Source organism: Geobacillus sp. CCR, assembly GCF_052906625.1.
Genome location: NZ_JBREBQ010000003.1, coordinates 41017 through 58944 on the forward strand (window position 1 = coordinate 41017; position 17928 = coordinate 58944).

Genomic DNA, 17928 nt, shown 5'->3' on the forward strand with positions numbered 1-17928 from the left:
GTGTCGTTTTAGGAAGACGGAAGCAACCGTTCGGCATACTCCATCGCTCCCGCCTGAATGTCCGCCCTTCCGTTTGTCAGTTCGGTCATCCACTCGCCGAACGAAGACTGGCCGTCCTCGGGAACGAGAACATCAAACGTGACGCGGTCGGCATATTGGATATTTTTAATAGTATATACGGAAGAGCGCAGCTCATTTTCCACCTTCCCAAGCCACGAATAGTCAATCGTCACCTGCATGACGCGCATGAGCCGGCGTTCGACGATGCCTGCGGCGTTCAGGCCTTCTGAGACGGCGCGGCTGTATGCACGCACCAACCCGCCCGCGCCGAGCTTGATGCCGCCGAAGTAGCGGGTGACGACGGCGACGGTGTCTTTCAATCCTTTTTTCTTCAGCACCTCAAGCATCGGCACCCCTGCGGTGCCGCTCGGCTCACCGTCATCGTTCGCTTTTTGGATTTGGTCATGCTCCCCAATCAAATAGGCGGAGCAGTTGTGGGTGGCGTCCCAATGCTTCTTCTTGATCTGTTGAATAAAGGCGATAGCCTCTTCTTCCGTTTCCGCGCGGTTGACATAGCAGATAAACCGTGATTTTTCAATTACGATTTCGTGTTCACCGTATCCTTTAACCGTGTAATATTTTTGCAACAAAACGAAACACCTCAACGATCAACATTGTGCAAACGGTTTATTTGTTCATTTTTTTGCAAGAACGGCTAGCGCTCTACTCTCATTATGGTAAACTAAAAATAAAAGAGCAATAGATAGGGCATGCTTTTATTATTATAAATCGACAACTTTTTTCCTTCAAACAAATTTTGCTGGCGCCCATGCGCACCGCTTGGCAGCGCTGTTGGAGGTTGGCAAATGGCTAAGGCAAAACAGTGGGACGTAAAGCAGTTAGATCGGATTGTCGAAAAAATGATCGACACCGTTCAACATAGCAAAGATGAAATTTTTCGCATCGGGGAGCAGTCGCGTCAAGAGCACGACCATTTGCTTCGCGAACTTGAGGAGGTGAAGCGGCTGACCGTGCAGGCGATCGAAGAAGCGGATCAGCTGGAAATGAAGGCGCGCCGGGCGCGCCGCCGCCTGTCGGAAGTGAGCCAAAACTTTTCGACCCACTCGGAGCAAGATATTCGCGAGGCGTATGAAGCGGCGCACGAGCTGCATATAAAGCTGACGATGGTGCGCGAGCGGGAGAAACAGCTGCGGCTGCGCCGCGATGAACTCGAGCGGAGATTGGCGAGCCTTGCGCAAATTATCGAACGTGCCGACCATTTAGTCGGGCAAATTACGGTCGTGCTCCACTACTTAAACAGCGATTTCCGCCAGGTCAGCGAGCTCGTTGAAGGAGCGAAGCAAAAGCAAGAATTCGGGCTGAAAATCATCGAAGCCCAGGAAGAAGAGCGGCGGCGGCTGTCGCGGGAAATCCATGACGGCCCGGCGCAGCTGCTTGCGCATGTCCTGCTTCGATCGGATCTCGTCGAAAAGGTGATCAAAGAGCGAGGGACAGAGGCGGCGATCGCCGAGATTCGTGATTTTCGCAAAATGGTGCGTTCGGCTTTGTCCGAAGTGCGCCGCATCATTTACGACTTGCGGCCGATGGCGCTTGATGATTTAGGACTGGTTCCGACGCTAAAAAAATACTTGCAAACGACCGAAGAATATAATAACGGAGTCCATATTTCCTTTGTACATATCGGCGAAGAAATTCGGCTGCCGTCGCGGATGGAAGCGGCCGTGTTTCGCCTTGTCCAAGAGTCGGTGCAAAATGCCTTAAAGCACGCCGAAGCGCGCCACATCGACGTCAAAATGGAAGTGACGTGCCGCCATCTGCTTGTTAGCGTCAAGGACGATGGCAAAGGATTTGATCCATCGGTCAAAAAAGAAAATGCGTTCGGCTTGATTGGCATGCGGGAGCGGGTGGAGCTGCTCGGCGGCACGCTCGACATCCGCTCAAAGATTGGCAGCGGAACGACCGTGTTCATTCGCGTTCCGCTCGACCGTTCGACTGACGAAACGAACAAGGAGGAGAGGAAACGATGAAAACACGCATCGCGATTATCGACGATCACCAGCTGTTTCGCGAGGGCATCAAGCGCATTTTGGAATTTGAGGGCGATTTTGAAGTCGTGGCGGAAGGAAGCGACGGAAGCGAAGTGCTTTCGATCGTCGAAACATACCGCCCCGATTTGGTGCTAATGGACATCAATATGCCGGACATCAACGGCGTTGAGGCGACGAAACAGCTGATTGAAGCTTACCCTGATACGAAAGTCGTCGTGCTGTCGATTCATGACGATGAACACTATGTCATGCGCGCCTTGCAGACGGGAGCGACCGGGTATTTGCTGAAGGAGATGGATGCCGATACGCTCATTGAGGCGGTGAGAATCGTCGCAGAAGGCGGATCGTATTTGCATCCGAAAGTGACGCACAACTTGATTCGCGAATACCGCCGCTTGACGTCGGAAAAAGGCGGCGTGGCGGTCAAACAAGAAGTGCGCCGTCCGCTGCATTTATTGACGCGGCGCGAGTGCGAAGTGCTGCAGCTGTTGGCTGACGGCAAAAGCAACCGCGCCATCGGCGAAGCGCTGTACATTAGCGAAAAAACGGTGAAAAACCACGTTAGCAGCATCTTGCAAAAATTAAACGTCAACGACCGGACGCAAGCCGTTGTGGTCGCGATCAAAAACGGCTGGGTGGAGGTGCGCTGAACGGAACGGGGGCTCTCGCCAGTCTTTGCAGCGGTGCGTTGACGATCGAAGCGGCTTCCTGTGGCATCGATGCGCCGTTTGGCGGCGAAGGAGCGGCTTGGGCAAAGCGTTGCATGAGGATCAACGATGTTCCGCTTCACGGCCTGCCCGCGTTCTTTGCCTCCTCATGCATCGAGCGGTGGTGGACAACGAGTCTTTTTGGTATAATGGCAGAAAATGCTGAATCAGGAAGGAATGGCGCCTGTGAAAATTGCGATTGTCACCGATAGCACGGCTTATTTGCCGAAAGACGTGCGCGAGCGGCTCGGCATCCGGATGATTCCGCTCAGCGTCATTTTTGGGGACGAAACATATCGCGAAGAGATCGATATGACGGCGGATGAATTTTTTGTCAAAATCAAGCAGAATCCTAAGCTGCCGACGACATCGCAGCCCTCAGTCGGCGAATTTGTCGACTTGTTCACTGCCATTCGTGAGGAAGGGTACGACGCTGTCATCAGCATCCACCTTTCAAGCGGCATCAGCGGCACGTATCAAGGCGCGGTCACGGCAGGGACGATGGTGGATGGCCTGCGCGTTTACGCCTACGATTCGGAAATCAGCTGCATGGCGCAAGGGTTTTACGCCATCGAAGCCGCCGAGATGGCGAAGGCGGGGAAAATGCCGGAGGAGATTCTCGCCCGTCTTGATGAGATGAAGCGGACGTTGCGCGCCTACTTTATGGTCGACGACTTGTCCCACCTGCAGCGCGGCGGACGGCTGACTGGCGCGCAGGCGTTCATCGGCGGCCTCTTGCAAATCAAGCCGCTTCTTCGCTTTGAAAACAAAGTGATCGTGCCGTTTGAAAAAATCCGCACGCGCAAAAAAGCGATCCACCGCATCGAAGAGCTGTTCGCCGAAGATGCGGAAAAGGGTGTGCCGCTCAAAGCCGCCATCATCCACGCCAACCAGCCCGATGAAGCGCACCGCTGGCGCGATGAGCTGTCCGCCCGCTATCCGCACGTCGAATTTTCGATCAGCTATTTTGGCCCCGTCATCGCCACGCACGTCGGCGAAGGCGCGCTCGGGCTGACGTGGTATCAGCCATAAGCCGAGGCCGCAAAGCGCCGCCTCGAGGCGCTGCAGCCGAGCACAAGGCGGAACGGTGTGCTCCGCCCTGTGCGGCGGCGAATTTGTTTTACATTCGTTTTCTCACCTCCTTATGAAACGGACCGGAGATGCGGTACTGGCCGAACTTGTCGAACCGTTTTCCTTTCCTGAAAAATTTGTCGCTATTTCCCCGGGAATGTTGTCGAAACACGTTGTCGATCGACTCCGTGACTCTTCTGTGAATCTTCGCTGGCGTCAAGTTTTGCTGCATCCATTTCTTTTGAAGACCGATATGTCGTGAAAAAGACGGTCAAACCACATCCTTGTTCCATTTGGAAAGGCCTTTTCACCTCCACTTTCTTTTTTGATCGAATGTTGCCGTTTTGTGCATGGCGTCTGTTTTTTATTACCAGCCTTCTAAAGAATGCCGTGAGATCGCTCTTTCTGTCCCTTTATGCGTTTCAAGCCTCTCAACTTGGGGAGAGGGTGTTTTCCAAGGCGTTTTTGCCGCGTCACCCGCTCTGTTAGGATCTCAGAGACATGCTTTTCCTGAATGACAAAAGGAGTGATGCTCATTGTACATCCCCCCATCAACCGCTGCTTCGCCGCTTGTCGTCTGGCTCAATGGCCAGCGCCTACCCCGAGAGCAGCTGCCGTTTCCCGATGGAGAAGTCGCTGCCGCCATCCAGACCGGTTCGCTATGCGAACAGCCCGGGCTCATCAACACAGCGCGCGGCTGGCGCTGCGTCCGTTGCGGAAACGACGATCGTCGTCTGTTCGCCTCGTTTCCGTGCGCCCGCTGCGGGACAGATTGCGCGTATTGCCGCAAGTGTCTCGTGATGGGGCGCATCAGCTCCTGCACCCGCCTTGTGCACGTGACGATGCCGCTTCCGTCCGAGCCGCACGAGGCGCCGCTTTCCTGGGACGGGGAACTGTCCGCCGCTCAGGCGGAGGCTGCCCAGGCAGTCCGCCAGGCGGTGCTGGACCGAAGCGAACTGCTCGTTTGGGCCGTATGCGGTGCAGGGAAAACCGAGATTTTGTTTCCCGCCATCGCCGCCGCGCTCGAGAAGGGCTGGCGCGTTGGCCTCGCCACGCCACGGACCGATGTTGTCCGCGAGCTTGCTCCCCGCTTTCGCCAAGCGTTCCCGCGCGTTCCGCTCGCTGTTTGGCACGGCGGAAGCGAAGAGCGCGGGCGGATCGCTTCCTTGGTCCTCTCCACCACCCACCAGTTGCTGCGAGCCTACCGCGCATTTGACGTTATGATCGTCGATGAAGTCGACGCCTTCCCGTATTCGGTTGAACCGATGCTTGAATACGCCGTCAGTCAAGCGCGGAAAGAACAGTCGAGCCTCATTTATTTAACCGCCACCCCATCGCGTGCTTGGCAGCGTGACATTGCGCGTGGCAAACGGAACGCCGTCGTCATCCCCGCCCGCTATCACGGCCATCCGCTCCCCGTCCCCGTGCTTGAATGGTGCGGCAATTGGCGCAAGCGGCTCGAGCGCGGCCGCTTGCCTGAAAACGTCTTCTCATGGGTTCTCCAGCGCCTTGAACAAGGAAAGCAAGCGTTTTTGTTCGTCCCACACATCGATGAGCTTGAGGCGGTCGCCGGCCTGTTGCAACGGGTCGATCCCCGCATCGTCGGCGTCCACGCCGAAGCCCCGGATCGCGCCGATCATGTGCAGGCGTTTCGCGACGGGCGCGTTCCGCTGCTTGTGACGACGACGATTCTTGAGCGCGGCGTGACGGTACCGAACATCGATGTCGCCGTCCTTGGCGCCGAAGACCGCATCTTTACGGAAAGCGCTCTCGTGCAAATCGCCGGCCGCGTCGGCCGCCACGCGGCGTTTCCGGATGGCGACGTCCGCTTTTTCCATCACGGAAAAACGAACGAGATGGTGCGGGCGCGCCGCCACATTGTCCGCATGAATGAGACAGCAAAGAAAAGGGGGTTGCTGCATCGATGAACTGCCTTCTTTGCCATTCTCCATATAACCCGATTAACAGCTGGCGCCAGCTTCTTTTCCTCGAAGACCTTGACGTCCTTTGCCCGCGCTGCCGCGGGTCGTTCGCCGTCATTCGCGGCCGCCTTTGCGAGATGTGCGGCCGTCCGCTTGAGGAAGCCAAGCCATCGCTGTGCGCCGACTGTCTAAGGTGGCAGGATGATGAACAATGGGGGAGGGCGCTCGTGAAAAACCGATCCGTCTATGTATACAACGACTGGATGAAAGACGTCGTCGCCTTATGGAAGTTCCGCGGCGACTATATCGTCGTCGAGGCGTTCCGCCGACCGTTTTCCCAAGCGTTTCGCCGACATTTCGGCCGCGATTGGTGCATCGTTCCGATCCCGCTGAGCCGCGATCGCCTCGATGAGCGCGGCTTCAACCAAGCGGAAGCGCTTGCCCGCCTGCTTCCATCCCTGTATTTCCCTTGGCTGGCCCGTAAACATTCCGAAAAGCAATCGAAAAAATCGCGCCGCGAGCGGCTCGAGACCGACAACCCATTTTTCCTTGCCGATCATCCCCCGCTTGACGGAAAACGAATCGTGCTGATCGACGACATTTACACAACGGGCATCACCATCCGCCACGCCGCCCTTGTTTTGCTTGAAGCGGGGGCGGCCGAGGTGGGGGCGTTGACGTTGGTGCGGGCGTGAGCAGGCTAAACATTTGCCTGCAGGATGCCGATATAAACAGTAGCAACCGAATGGAGCGGAAGGTGAACGGGGATGGAAATTCGCAACGTTTTGACTAGGCAATCGATAACGTCGCCAAATCAAACGCTGGTGGTGCAAAAAGGGGAAACATACGATGCCGTCATCAAAGAAAGCCAAGGCGGCGCCGCCGTTGTCGTGATCAAAGGGATCGAAGTGCAGGTGCGAACGGAAGGGGAATGGCCGCAGGAAGGGCGTGTGGCCATCAAGATCGTCGGGGAACAAGACGGAGTTCCAGTGGCGCGAATCGTTCCCCGTCCCCCCCAAGAGACGGACAAACAAGCGGTTCATTTTTCTGCTTCTGAACCGTTATCGCCTGAGCTGAGACAGGTCGGGGCTTGGCTGCAAAAACATGGACAATCGCTCACAAAAGAGATCGTTTCCACCTTGCGTACCTTTTTCACCGAAGCCCCAGGCACCGCAGAGCAAAAACTCGATACCGTCCGCGCGGTCATCAATAAGCATTTAGAACTGACGGGCGTTCATCTTGCGGCCGTCCATGAGGCGCTGCATGGGAAGCCGCTCGGAGAGAGGCTCGTAGATATGGTAGAGGAGCTTAAGGTGAATGAACAAAAGAAGTTCCGCGTTTCCATGGAAGGAAAATTGGACGACAGTGCGTCAACTTCTATGTCCCGTGTTGGTTCTCCACAAGAATTCGTTCAACAATTGCTGCAACGATTAACAGCTCTTTTGTCCGAACCGCATCAAAAGGCAAATGGCACAGAGATGATGCAAGCGATCAATTTATTGCGCGACAAGGTTCTTCATGCCATCGAGCAACTGAAAAAAGAGCCGCATCTTGAACAAGCGCTTGACTTGATTCAAAAGGAGATTGGAGAAGGAGTTCAGATTCATCCTGCCTGGAGGCAGGCGTTCAACGAAGCATTGACAGAAGCGCGCCAGTCGATGGAAAGCGGAAGAGAGCTTGCTGCCCGGAAAGCGTTGTTCGATATGTTGAGTGACATGGAACAAGCCCTTTCTTCGGGATCATCGGACCATGTTCCGCTTAATGGAACATGGATGCAAGCGAGTGTGCCGATGCAAACGAAGGACTTTCTCGTGCAAACGGTCACAGCCAAAATGGCACAGACGTCCCGTGACTTTCAGATTGTGAAGCGCCATGTGATGCGCCATTTGGAGACGGTGCTGCACTGGATGGAACAAGGAGGACAAGCCGCCCGCTTGCAGACAAAACAGTACTTGGAAAGCGCCATTAAGCAGTTGGATAACGTCATTTTAAAAAGTGATTTGATGCTGTTTACGGACATGGCGACGGAAAAGCAGCTGATGAAGGCGAGCTCCCAGCTGGCCGAAGCGAAAAAGCGGCTTCGTCAAGGGGATGAGCAAGGCGCTCGAAAATTGGTCAATGGGGTAAAAGAGACCCTTGCGAATATGGAACTGAAACTTTCCGAAGCAAAAGTGAAGCATTTTGTGGTCGGTTTGGGCGAACCGCAGACGGATTTGTCAGAAACATTTTTCCGGCAAATGAACGAAGCGGCGCAGCCGTTCGTTGACGGGCCATCCGCACGGCAATTGTTTGAAGCACTTCGCCGCTTTGGCTTTACACACGATTATGAGGCGGCTGAGTCGCTCGTGCAGAAAGATGCCAACGGGGAAGGGACGCCACAGAACATGAAGGCAATGCTTCTGCAGCTCGCGCAAAGCGGAAATGAGCCCATCGCCCGACAGGCGGAACAGGCGTTAACGAATTTGACGGGTCAACAGCTGCTAAACCGATGGGACGCAGGAGTGGGCATGCAAAGCCTGTTCTTCTCCTTGCCGTTGCGATGGCAAAATGAAGTGCGGAACGTCAACGTCTATGTCAACGCCCGCCAAGATGGCGAGCGAATCGATTGGGAAAACTGTCAGCTCTATTTCTTGCTGGAAACGAAAAAGCTAGGAGACCTCGGCATTTTGCTTCAAGCCAATGAGCGAAGCTTGTCCGTCACCCTTCGCAACGACCGCGATGATTTTGCCGAAAAAGCCGCGCCGTTCATCGATATGGCGAAAAAGCGATTGGAGGAGATCGGCTACCACGTCAAAATGGTCAACATCACAAAGCTGACGAATGAAACGAAGCGGCAGGAAGAAGAAAAACGGGTTCCATCCGTTCGCCTGTACGGACCGTTTACGGAAAGAGGGTACGATTTCACGATATGATGACGAAATATTTCAACCAAAAAAAGCAGAGATATATGAACGGCCCAACGGCGGCTGTCATCCGCTATGACGAATCGTCAGGCCAGTCGCCGACTGTCGTTGCTCAAGGGAGCGGACATGTGGCGCAGAAAATCATTGAACTGGCGAAACAGCATCACATCCCGATTCAAGAGGATCCATTGCTCGTGCAAAACTTGCTTCAGCTTGATCTTGGCGACCGCATTCCGCCGCAATTGTATGGGGTCATTGCCGAAATTTTGATTTTGATTGAAGAAATTGAAAAAAATGCTTAAACATTGTCGACTCATCGCCGATATAAAAAACAGAGGGCAAATGGGGGGCACGGCGTTGGACTTTTTAACCGAGGAATGGATTTACCAAAAAAACTCGCAGCAACTGACGGCATTGCTATATGAAGGATTGATGGAATGTTTGGAAGAGGCCATCGCGGCCCTTGAACAAAAAGACTATTGGAAAGCGAACAAGCAGCTGCAAAAAGGAAACGACATCCTTCGCCGCCTCGGCGTGGGATTGCGCTATGACGCAGGCATCATCGCCCATCAGTTGGACGCGCTCTACAATTATATGGCTGAGCGTCTGATCGAGGCGAATATGAAAAAAGACGTGAAGATTGTTCAGGAAGTGTGGCAATTAACGACTACGATCGCCACCGCTTGGAACGAGGCGCTCAAAAGCGGCGCCTCTTCTGCGCAAACGGCGCGAAATCCTAAAACAGCGGCGTATGAGCAGTTCATCGCCTATGAGCAATCTTAAGCAAAGGAGTCGGTTTTGATGCGAATCAACCATAACATTCAAGCGCTCAACGCCTACCGCAATTTGGCAGCCAACCAGTCAAGCATCTCGAAAAACTTAGAGCGCCTCTCCTCCGGCTTGCGCATCAACCGCGCCGCTGATGACGCGGCGGGGCTTGCCATTTCGGAAAAAATGCGCTCGCAAATTCGCGGCCTGCAAATGGCAGAACGGAACGCGCTCGATGCGATTTCGCTCATTCAAACGGCGGAAGGGGCGTTAAACGAAGTCCACAGCATCCTGCAGCGGATGCGCGAGCTGGCTGTGCAGGCGGCGAATGGAACGAACCAAGATACGGATCGAGAAGCGCTTGACAGCGAGTTTCAGCAGTTGATTGAAGAAATTGATCGTATTGGACAAGATACGCAATTTAACAAAATGAATATTCTTGCTGCTGATCAAAATATCGATATCCAACTTGGAGCCAACAATGGGCAAACGTTGACATTATCTTGGAAACAGCAATTGAAAAACTCTCTTGGCGAGGACGCTACAGACATTAGCAATTTAAATATTAAAACGATTACTGATGCCCAGAATGCGATCACAACATTGGATAATGCCATCATCTCCGTATCCAAATCCCGTTCTAAGATGGGCGCTTACCAAAACCGCCTAGAGCATACCATTAACAACTTGACAACCGCGAATGAAAACTTAACTTCCGCCGAATCCCGCATCCGCGATACGGATATGGCGATGGAGATGGCGGAGTTTACGAAAAACAACATCTTGACGCAGGCGGCGCAGGCGATGCTCGCGCAGTCGAACCAGCTGCCGCAAGGGATTTTGCAGCTTTTGAAAAGCTAATCGGACCGCATCGGGCGGGGCATAAACGCCTCGCCCTTTTGCTATGGTTGTGCGATAATGGGGGTAGCGAGAGGTGATGGCAATGGAAGTGCAAAAAGTGACGCGCACAGGGCTGGCGAATGTGGGCCGTAAAAATGACGTTCCCACGGAATCAGTGTCCTTCACCGAAGTGATGGCGAAAACACGCCGCGATGTTGTATGGGAGCGAATCAACGAACAAGTCCGCCAAATCGAGGAGCAAGGGAAGAAGCTTGCCGAGTCGCGGACGGTTGAGGATTTGCGCAAATACAAACAGCTCGTCAAGTCGTTTTTGGACGACGCGGTGAAAAACGGCCTGCAGCTCGAGGAACAACGCGGATTCAGCCGCGGCGGGCGCGCGCGCATTTATAAGCTCGTGAAGGAAGTCGATCAAAAGCTCGTTGAACTGACGAATGAAGTGCTGCAAAAAGAACAGCGTGGACTCGAGATTTTGCGGCTCGTTGGTGAGATTCAAGGACTGATCATCAACATCTATACATGACCCATCGGCAGGCTGAAACGCCTCCATTGGCCATAGTGAGTCCAACATGCTACTGTGCGGCTGCATGAAAAAGCAGGAGAGCTTATATGATCAGACCAAGCCGTTTGATGTCGACAATCGGGAGGGGAAGACGATGGCGGAGTTGGCCAATTGCGCGAAGTGCGGGCGGTTGTTTGTCAAACACTCTGTCCGCGACGTATGCGAGTCGTGCTATCAAGAAGAAGAACGGCAATTTGAACGCGTTTACGCGTTTTTGCGCAGACGGGAAAACCGCACGGCGACGATGGCGCAAGTGGTGGAGGCGACAGGCGTTGAGGAGAAGTTGATCATCAAATGGATTCGCGCGGGGCGGCTGCAGCTTGTCCATTTCCCGAATCTCGGCTATCCGTGCGACTCGTGCGGCGCGCTGATCCGTGAAGGGCGGTTGTGCGCCAAGTGCCTCGGCCAACTGCAGGCTGACTTGCGGCGGGCGGAGGGGGGGAAGGAAAAAGAAGCTCGTTCCCGCCGCGCCACTTATTACATTCAGGACGATCAAGAACGCTAAACATTTTCCCTTAACGTTCCGATATAAACAGTAGCGCGATGTGAACTGTGTCTCTCAAGCGAGGTGAACGCGATGAAAATCCACCATATCGGTTCGATGAACGTCAACCCATATCAACGTCAGTTCGCCAAAACGGAGCGTCTAGCGGCGGGGAAGACGAAGGGCGATCAAGTGGAAATTTCCAAAGAAGCGAAAGAGTTGCAAGAAGCGACAAGCTGGGAACGGGCGCGGCAGGCGAAGCTGGAGGAGCTGCGCCAACAAATTGAGACCGGCGCCTACCAAGTCGACCCGCGGGCGGTCGCCAAACGGATGATCGACTATTACCGAAATCACCGATAAAGGAAGCGGATCGTGATGGCATTTGCCCCACTCATTCATCTATTGCGGGCGCACAGTGAGCTTTATGAAAGCTTGCTGGCGCTGTCGAGGAGGAAGACGGAAGCGTTGAAGAAAAACGACATCGAGGCGCTGTCGGCTTTGCTTGCGGATGAACAGAAGCATATTTTGGCCATCCGCCAGCTCGAGGAACGGCGGCAGCGATGGCTGAAGGAGACGCTCGGCGATGAGGCGGCGACCCTCTCCCGATGCATGGATCTGGCAAAAGGCAAGGAGCGCGAGGAGCTGAGGGAATGCCAAGCGCGGCTTCAGACCGCTGTGAACGCGGTGGCCGAGGCGAATGAATTAAACCGCCAGCTCATTGGACAGTCGCTCCAGTTTGTCACCGCGATGATCGAGACGTTCGCCCCGACGCTGTCCACCTACAGCCGCACGCAACAATATGCCCCTTCGCCCGAGCGACCGCTGTTTGAATCGAAAGCGTAAGGAGGAAGAACGATGCTCTCGACATTCCATGGCCTTGAAGCCGCCCGACGCGGCATGATGGCCCAACAAGCCGCCTTGTACACGACAAGCCATAACATCGCCAACGCCAATACGGAAGGGTATACACGGCAGCGCGTTCAACTGCAGCCGACGCCGCCGTTCCCGACGCCCGGACTCAACCGCCCGAACATCCCGGGACAGATGGGGACAGGAGTGGAAGCGTCGTCGGTTGAACGGGTGCGCGAATATTTCCTCGACATCCAATACCGCGGCGAAAACAGCAAGCTCGGGTACTGGGAAGCGCGCGCGGATGCGGTGGCGAAGATGGAAGATATCATGAACGAGCCGTCCGACAGCGGGTTGGCGAAAACGATGGACCAGTTTTGGCAGGCGCTGCAAGATTTGAGCACCCAGCCGGAGAACGAAGGGGCGCGCTCCGTCGTCCGCCAGCGCGGGTTGGCGGTTGTCGAGACGTTCCACTATTTATCGAATTCACTGACGCAAATCCGCACGGACATCGGCACGCAAATCGGCACGACGGTGACGGAAATCAACTCCCTTCTCAACCAAATCCGAGCCTTAAACGAACGGATCGCCGAAATCGAACCGAACGGCTATTTGCCGAACGACTTGTACGACGAGCGCGACCGGTTGATCGACCAGCTGTCGCAGTATATGGAGATCGGCGTGGAAAAGCATCCAACCGGCGGAAACGCTTTGCCCATGGCCGAAGGAACGTACGACGTTTACGTCATGAACGGGAGTGCGAAAGTGTATCTCGTTCAAGGGCGCACGGCGTCTGCCGTATCGTTTCCCGACGGCAGCGATGTCGACGGCGACGGGGTGAAGGAAATGCCCCCTGCTTCAGGCGTCAATGCGCTTGATATCAGCGGGACGACCATTTCCTTCACGGCTCTTTCCAACGGCAAGCTGCGCGGGTTGATCGAAGGATACGGCTATCAGGCGGGAACGGACGCCAGCGGCCAGCCGATCGTCAAAGGGCTGTATCCAGACATGCTCGCCAACTTGGACAAGCTCGCCTATACGTTCGGCACGGTGTTCAACGCCGTTCATCAACAGGGCTACGGGTTAAATGGAAGCACGAATCACCCGTTTTTTGACGGGATCAGTGCCGTGAGCGGCGCGGCGAACACGATCAAGCTCGCTGCCGACATCGACGATTTGGCGAACATCGCGGCGTCCACCAAAAGCGGGGAAACAGGGAACGGCAACAACGCCATCAACCTCGCCAACGTCCGCAGCCTGCTTTTGTCCAATGCGACCGCTTCGCTGCAAGACGGCATCTCCGTCAACTTGGCCTCCCTGAATTTGCCGCTTTCCTCAGGCACGGTCGAAACGAACTACCAAGGCTGGATCGGCCAGCTTGGCGTCGACGGCGAGCAGGCGAACCGGATGAAAACGAACAGCGAAACGCTGCGCCAGTCGGTGGAGGAAAAGCGGCAGTCAGTGAGCTCCGTGTCGCTCGATGAAGAGATGATGAACATGATCAAATTCCAGCACGCCTACAACGCCGCGGCAAGGCAAATCACGGTGATTGACGAAATGCTCGATAAACTCATCAACGGCATGGGCGTCGTCGGAAGGTAGGTGAACGGTGATGCGCATTACGCAAAGCATGTTGGCGAACAATACGCTTAAGCAGATTGCCCGAAGCTACGCCAATTTGGACAAATATCAAACCCAGCTTTCGACGGGGAAAAAAATCACCCGCCCGTCGGACGATCCTGTTGTGGCGATGAAAGGAATCGCCTACCGTTCGAATTTAGCCGAAGTCGAGCAGTTCAAACGCAACTTTTCGGAAGCGTACAACTGGGTGGAAAACTCCGATTCGGCGCTTGACAAGGCGACGCAGGCGCTGCAGCGCATCCGCGAGCTCACCGTGCAGGCGAGCAACGACACATACGAAGAAACGCAGCGCCAAGCGATCGCCAAAGAAGTGCGCCAGTTGACCGAACATTTGGTCACGATCGCCAATACAAAAGTCGGCGACAAATACATCTTCAACGGGGCGAAAACGACGGAGCCGCCTGTGACGGTGAACCCGGACGGCACGATTTCCGTGTCGACGAACAGCCAACAGCTGAACATTGAGCTCGCCAAAGGCATTTACATTCCGGTCAACATTCCGCCGAGCACAGCGTTCGGGGCGGGCAGCGGATTGTTTTCGGACTTGCAAAACTTGGCCGCTGCCCTCGAAAATCCGAGCACGACCGGCGATGATATAACCGACTATTTAGACAAACTGGACAGCCACTTGACGAATTTGCTCGGCGTCCGCGCCGAACTCGGCGCGCGCATGAACCGGATCGAGCTGATGGAAGACCGCATCGACAGCCAGCAGGTGATCGCGGAAAAAATGTTGTCGGACAACGAAGACGTTGACCTGGAAAAAGTCATCACCGATTTGAAAACGCAAGAAAGCGTCCACCGCGCGGCGTTGGCCGTCGGCGCGCGCGTCATTCAGCCGACGCTCGTTGACTTTTTGCGTTAAACTAGCGTAACGCCCGCCGAAAGGAGCGATGGCCATGCGCATTCCGCAGCTTAAGATGGAAGCGACGTACGCCAAGCTGGCGATCTCAAGCGAACGGGCGCGGCTTGACATCACCCAGCCGCCCGCGGAGATGACGATCGAGCAACCGCCCGCTGACATGCGCATCGCCTCCATTCCCGCCCGCCTGACGATCGACCAGACCGAGGCGTGGGCGGCGGTCAACAACAAGCACGTGTTTCGGCTGATCGAAGACGCGGCCGCTGACGGACGGCAAGCGGTGCTCGACTTCATCGAGCGCGCCGCCATTCAAGGCGATGAACTGATGCGCATTGAACACGGCGGCGATCCTCTCGTGGAGCAGGCGGAGGCCAACAGCGAAGGCCCGCCGCTTGAGTTGGAGATCGCCCTCGTCCCGCCGCCGTTTAGCGTCAAGGTCGACTATGAACCGGGCAGACTCACGATCGACTGGAACACCTACACGCCGCGCATTAATGTGAAGGCGCATGCGCCGATCATCCGCTGCCAGCAAGGGGCGGTCAAGATCGATCTCGCCCAGCGCCCGTCGCTTCACATTGACGTCATCATTTGAGGAACATGAGGAGGAGCAAGCATTGAACATCGACACGAAATACCACGGAACAGTGGCGGTGAAGGAAGAAGACATCATCCGCTTCCCCCACGGTCTCCCTGGATTTGCGGACGAGAAGCGGTTCGTCCTTTTGCCGCTCGCCGACACGCCGTTTGTCATCTTGCAGTCGGTCAAGACCCCTGCGCTCGGGTTTATCTTGATTGAGCCGTTTTCGTACTTTCCGGCGTACGAATTTGAACTGGATGAAGCGATGGTCGAACAGCTTGACATCGAAAGCGAACGCGACGTCGCGGTGTACGTCATCTTGACGGTTGCTGACCCGTTCGACAACACGACGGCGAACTTGCAGGCGCCCGTGGTCATCAACGCCCGAAAACGAATCGGCAAGCAAGTGATCTTAACGAACACCCCGTACAAAACGAAACATCGCCTCTTCCCGGAAAAAGCGGCGACGTAAAGGAGGCGGCCTGATGCTTGTTCTAACGCGCAAACTCAAAGAAGCGATCCAAATCGGCGATGACATCGAAATCACCGTCCTCGCCATCCAAGGCGACCAAGTGAAACTCGGCATCAACGCGCCCAAACACATCGACATTCACCGCAAAGAAGTGTACCTCGCCATTCAGGCGGAAAACAACGCCGCCGCCGAAGCGTCCGAAGCCTCGCTCGCCGAACTGACCGCCAAGCTGAAACAATGGAAACAACCATAACGCTGAAGCGCCCAAACGGCGCTTTTTTCGCTCCATCGACAAAAAAATTAAATTTCCCTATTAAACTTCCAAAAAACGCGCCGATATAAAAAGTGAGCGCGGCTTGCGGCGAAAGGCGGCCGACTTTCGCCCTAGCCCCGCCGTTCCACAAGGACGTGGAAAACATCATTTCAAGGAGGAAGAGAACATGAGAATCAACCACAACATCGCGGCGTTGAACACGTATCGGCAGTTGACGACCAATACGACCAACGCTTCGAAATCCATTGAAAAACTTTCGTCTGGCCTCCGCATCAACCGCGCGGGCGACGATGCAGCAGGTCTTGCGATCTCGGAAAAAATGCGCGGCCAAATTCGCGGGTTGGAGCAAGCGAGCCGCAATGCTCAAGACGGTATCTCGCTCATTCAAACGGCGGAAGGTGCGCTGAATGAAGTGCACTCCATCCTGCAGCGGATGCGCGAGCTGGCAACGCAGGCGGCCAACAGCACGAATACGCAAGCAGACCGCGAGCAGCTGCAAAAAGAGTTCAACCAATTGACGTCCGAAATCAACCGGATCGGTAATACGACGGAATTCAACACGCAAAAATTGTTGAACGGCAATGTGAGCGGCGCGAGCCCGATTAAACTGCAAATCGGGGCGAACACCAATCAGTCGTTTGAAATTAAAATTTTCGATATGCGCGCCCAAGCGCTTGGCTTGGCAGGGACAGCGGCCGGTAGCAAAGCTAGTGGCTTAGGTGCTGCTACTACTTCAAACGGTACGAGCGTATCGAATGAACTTAAGGTAGGCATTTCTAGCGCTACATTTACAAGTGGTGCAACGAACCAATTGACAGACGTTAGCAACGCCAGCACGCCTGAATATGCTTTAAATATCATGTCTTTCAGCGGCGCAACGGCGGCGATTTCGAAAATCGACATCGCGATCAACACCGTTTCGACAGAGCGCGCCCGTCTCGGTTCTTATCAAAACCGCTTAGAGCATACGATCAACAACTTGGATACGTCGGCGGAAAACTTGACGGCGGCGGAATCGCGCATCCGCGACGTCGATATGGCGAAGGAAATGATGGAATTTACGAAACAAAACATTCTCACCCAAGCGGCCCAATCGATGTTGGCGCAAGCGAACCAACAACCGCAGAGCGTGCTTCAGCTGCTGCGATAATCGAAAAGAACAATCAGGCCTCTTCTCGACCTCGGGGAGAGGCCGTTCTCTTTTATTTTGTTCGGAATAATTTTCCGAATCTCATTCGCTTCACACTGACAAAAATGATCCGATAATAATGATAGAAGGTGTCAGAGAGTAGTCGACAAATCTCGTGTAGGAGAGTGCAGGACATGCAACTCAACATTTTCGGACAGACGTTTGAATATCGCAATGATCGATCAGAGCTTGAAGCGATGTTCCAAAAAATCTTCTCCATGATTGACGAGGCGGATCGGCAATTGAGTCATCTCGTCATCGATGGCGTCGAAGTATATGACGATTTTGAAACCTATGTGGAGGAACGAATCGATTTCATCCGCACGATTGACGTGGTAGCGGTGACGATCGAAGAATACATACAAGATGTACTCCAGACGATGCATTCGTATTTGCTGCGCGCCTTGCCAGAGATTGAGCGCATCATTGATGAGTTTTACCAAACGCCTTCGGAAGATGCGTGGATGCGATTCGAGCAAATGCTGGAAGGAATCCAATGGATCGACCAAGCTCTTTATTGGCTCACCGAACACCCGAAACATTCGCTTGATCGCCAAGCGCTCGCTCGCATCCGGGAAACGCTGGCGGAACAATTGCGGCAATTGCTCGAAGCTGTAGAAGCAGGCGACGCGATTTTGATCGCCGACTTGATCCAGTATGAGATCAAGCCGCTATGGAAGAAAATGACCGAGCATGTCCAAACAAACGTGGTCAACTAAA

At 54.6% G+C, this 17928-nt stretch carries 21 protein-coding genes; 20 read left to right on the plus strand and 1 reads right to left on the minus strand.

Annotation, left to right across the window (positions count from 1 at the left end):
• Positions 1 to 8: 8 nt before the first annotated feature.
• The gene (locus ACVBDQ_RS02350) at positions 9 to 650 is read right to left on the minus strand and encodes a YigZ family protein (protein WP_033014932.1); all 642 of its coding nucleotides are present in this window, start codon (positions 648 to 650) and stop codon (positions 9 to 11) included.
• 216 nt (positions 651 to 866) lie between these two features.
• Between ACVBDQ_RS02350 and ACVBDQ_RS02355 the strand changes: the two genes are divergently transcribed.
• The 20 genes from ACVBDQ_RS02355 to ACVBDQ_RS02450 all read left to right on the plus strand — a co-directional run bounded on the left by ACVBDQ_RS02355 (position 867) and on the right by ACVBDQ_RS02450 (position 17927).
• Positions 867 to 2048: a sensor histidine kinase gene (locus ACVBDQ_RS02355; RefSeq protein ID WP_446663025.1), complete on the plus strand. Its 1182-nt coding sequence runs from the start codon at positions 867 to 869 to the stop codon at positions 2046 to 2048.
• Positions 2045 to 2719, plus strand: coding sequence for a response regulator transcription factor (locus ACVBDQ_RS02360; protein WP_328092668.1), 675 nt, complete (start codon positions 2045 to 2047; stop codon positions 2717 to 2719). The genes ACVBDQ_RS02355 and ACVBDQ_RS02360 overlap by 4 nt, the downstream gene beginning before the upstream one ends.
• 243 nt (positions 2720 to 2962) lie before the next feature.
• A complete protein-coding gene (locus ACVBDQ_RS02365; protein WP_061580564.1) occupies positions 2963 to 3808 on the plus strand; it encodes a DegV family protein in 846 nt (281 codons plus the stop codon).
• Between the two features lie 575 nt (positions 3809 to 4383).
• Positions 4384 to 5775, plus strand: a complete 1392-nt coding sequence (locus ACVBDQ_RS02370; protein ID WP_446663026.1) for a DEAD/DEAH box helicase — start codon at positions 4384 to 4386, stop codon at positions 5773 to 5775.
• Complete coding sequence (locus ACVBDQ_RS02375) at positions 5772 to 6464, plus strand: ComF family protein (protein ID WP_446663027.1); 693 nt, start codon at positions 5772 to 5774, stop codon at positions 6462 to 6464. Before ACVBDQ_RS02370 ends, ACVBDQ_RS02375 begins: the two co-directional genes overlap by 4 nt.
• 72 nt (positions 6465 to 6536) lie before the next feature.
• Positions 6537 to 8681 (plus strand): hypothetical protein, encoded by a 2145-nt coding sequence (locus ACVBDQ_RS02380; protein WP_150825997.1) that lies wholly within the window; start codon positions 6537 to 6539, stop codon positions 8679 to 8681.
• Positions 8678 to 8974, plus strand: a complete 297-nt coding sequence (locus ACVBDQ_RS02385) for an EscU/YscU/HrcU family type III secretion system export apparatus switch protein (RefSeq protein ID WP_150825996.1) — start codon at positions 8678 to 8680, stop codon at positions 8972 to 8974. The genes ACVBDQ_RS02380 and ACVBDQ_RS02385 overlap by 4 nt, the downstream gene beginning before the upstream one ends.
• A gap of 55 nt (positions 8975 to 9029) precedes the next feature.
• Positions 9030 to 9455, plus strand: coding sequence for a flagellar export chaperone FliS (fliS, locus tag ACVBDQ_RS02390; protein ID WP_150825995.1), 426 nt, complete (start codon positions 9030 to 9032; stop codon positions 9453 to 9455).
• A gap of 18 nt (positions 9456 to 9473) precedes the next feature.
• On the plus strand, positions 9474 to 10301 hold the full coding sequence (locus ACVBDQ_RS02395) for a flagellin N-terminal helical domain-containing protein (protein WP_025949799.1): 828 nt from the start codon (positions 9474 to 9476) through the stop codon (positions 10299 to 10301).
• 82 nt (positions 10302 to 10383) lie between these two features.
• A complete protein-coding gene (locus ACVBDQ_RS02400; protein ID WP_025949800.1) occupies positions 10384 to 10821 on the plus strand; it encodes a YaaR family protein in 438 nt (145 codons plus the stop codon).
• A 133-nt stretch (positions 10822 to 10954) separates the two neighbouring features.
• Complete coding sequence (locus tag ACVBDQ_RS02405) at positions 10955 to 11365, plus strand: TIGR03826 family flagellar region protein (RefSeq protein WP_446663028.1); 411 nt, start codon at positions 10955 to 10957, stop codon at positions 11363 to 11365.
• Positions 11366 to 11437: 72 nt separating this feature from the next.
• Positions 11438 to 11704: a flagellar biosynthesis anti-sigma factor FlgM gene (gene flgM / locus ACVBDQ_RS02410; protein WP_446663029.1), complete on the plus strand. Its 267-nt coding sequence runs from the start codon at positions 11438 to 11440 to the stop codon at positions 11702 to 11704.
• A gap of 15 nt (positions 11705 to 11719) precedes the next feature.
• The gene (locus ACVBDQ_RS02415) at positions 11720 to 12187 is read left to right on the plus strand and encodes a flagellar protein FlgN (protein ID WP_110107524.1); all 468 of its coding nucleotides are present in this window, start codon (positions 11720 to 11722) and stop codon (positions 12185 to 12187) included.
• Between the two features lie 12 nt (positions 12188 to 12199).
• On the plus strand, positions 12200 to 13795 hold the full coding sequence (gene flgK / locus ACVBDQ_RS02420; RefSeq protein WP_446663030.1) for a flagellar hook-associated protein FlgK: 1596 nt from the start codon (positions 12200 to 12202) through the stop codon (positions 13793 to 13795).
• 10 nt (positions 13796 to 13805) lie between these two features.
• A complete protein-coding gene (flgL, locus tag ACVBDQ_RS02425) occupies positions 13806 to 14699 on the plus strand; it encodes a flagellar hook-associated protein FlgL (protein ID WP_110107528.1) in 894 nt (297 codons plus the stop codon).
• A gap of 34 nt (positions 14700 to 14733) precedes the next feature.
• Entirely contained in the window at positions 14734 to 15288 is a 555-nt protein-coding gene (locus ACVBDQ_RS02430) for a DUF6470 family protein (RefSeq protein ID WP_110107530.1), read from the plus strand.
• A 22-nt stretch (positions 15289 to 15310) separates the two neighbouring features.
• Positions 15311 to 15745 carry a flagellar assembly protein FliW gene (fliW, locus tag ACVBDQ_RS02435; protein ID WP_110107532.1) on the plus strand — a complete coding sequence of 145 codons (435 nt, stop codon included), beginning with the start codon at positions 15311 to 15313 and terminating at the stop codon, positions 15743 to 15745.
• 13 nt (positions 15746 to 15758) lie between these two features.
• Positions 15759 to 15998, plus strand: a complete 240-nt coding sequence (gene csrA, locus ACVBDQ_RS02440) for a carbon storage regulator CsrA (protein WP_110107534.1) — start codon at positions 15759 to 15761, stop codon at positions 15996 to 15998.
• A 187-nt stretch (positions 15999 to 16185) separates the two neighbouring features.
• On the plus strand, positions 16186 to 17169 hold the full coding sequence (locus ACVBDQ_RS02445; RefSeq protein ID WP_015375846.1) for a flagellin N-terminal helical domain-containing protein: 984 nt from the start codon (positions 16186 to 16188) through the stop codon (positions 17167 to 17169).
• A 173-nt stretch (positions 17170 to 17342) separates the two neighbouring features.
• Complete coding sequence (locus tag ACVBDQ_RS02450) at positions 17343 to 17927, plus strand: hypothetical protein (protein WP_110107536.1); 585 nt, start codon at positions 17343 to 17345, stop codon at positions 17925 to 17927.
• Position 17928: the final 1 nt, after the last annotated feature.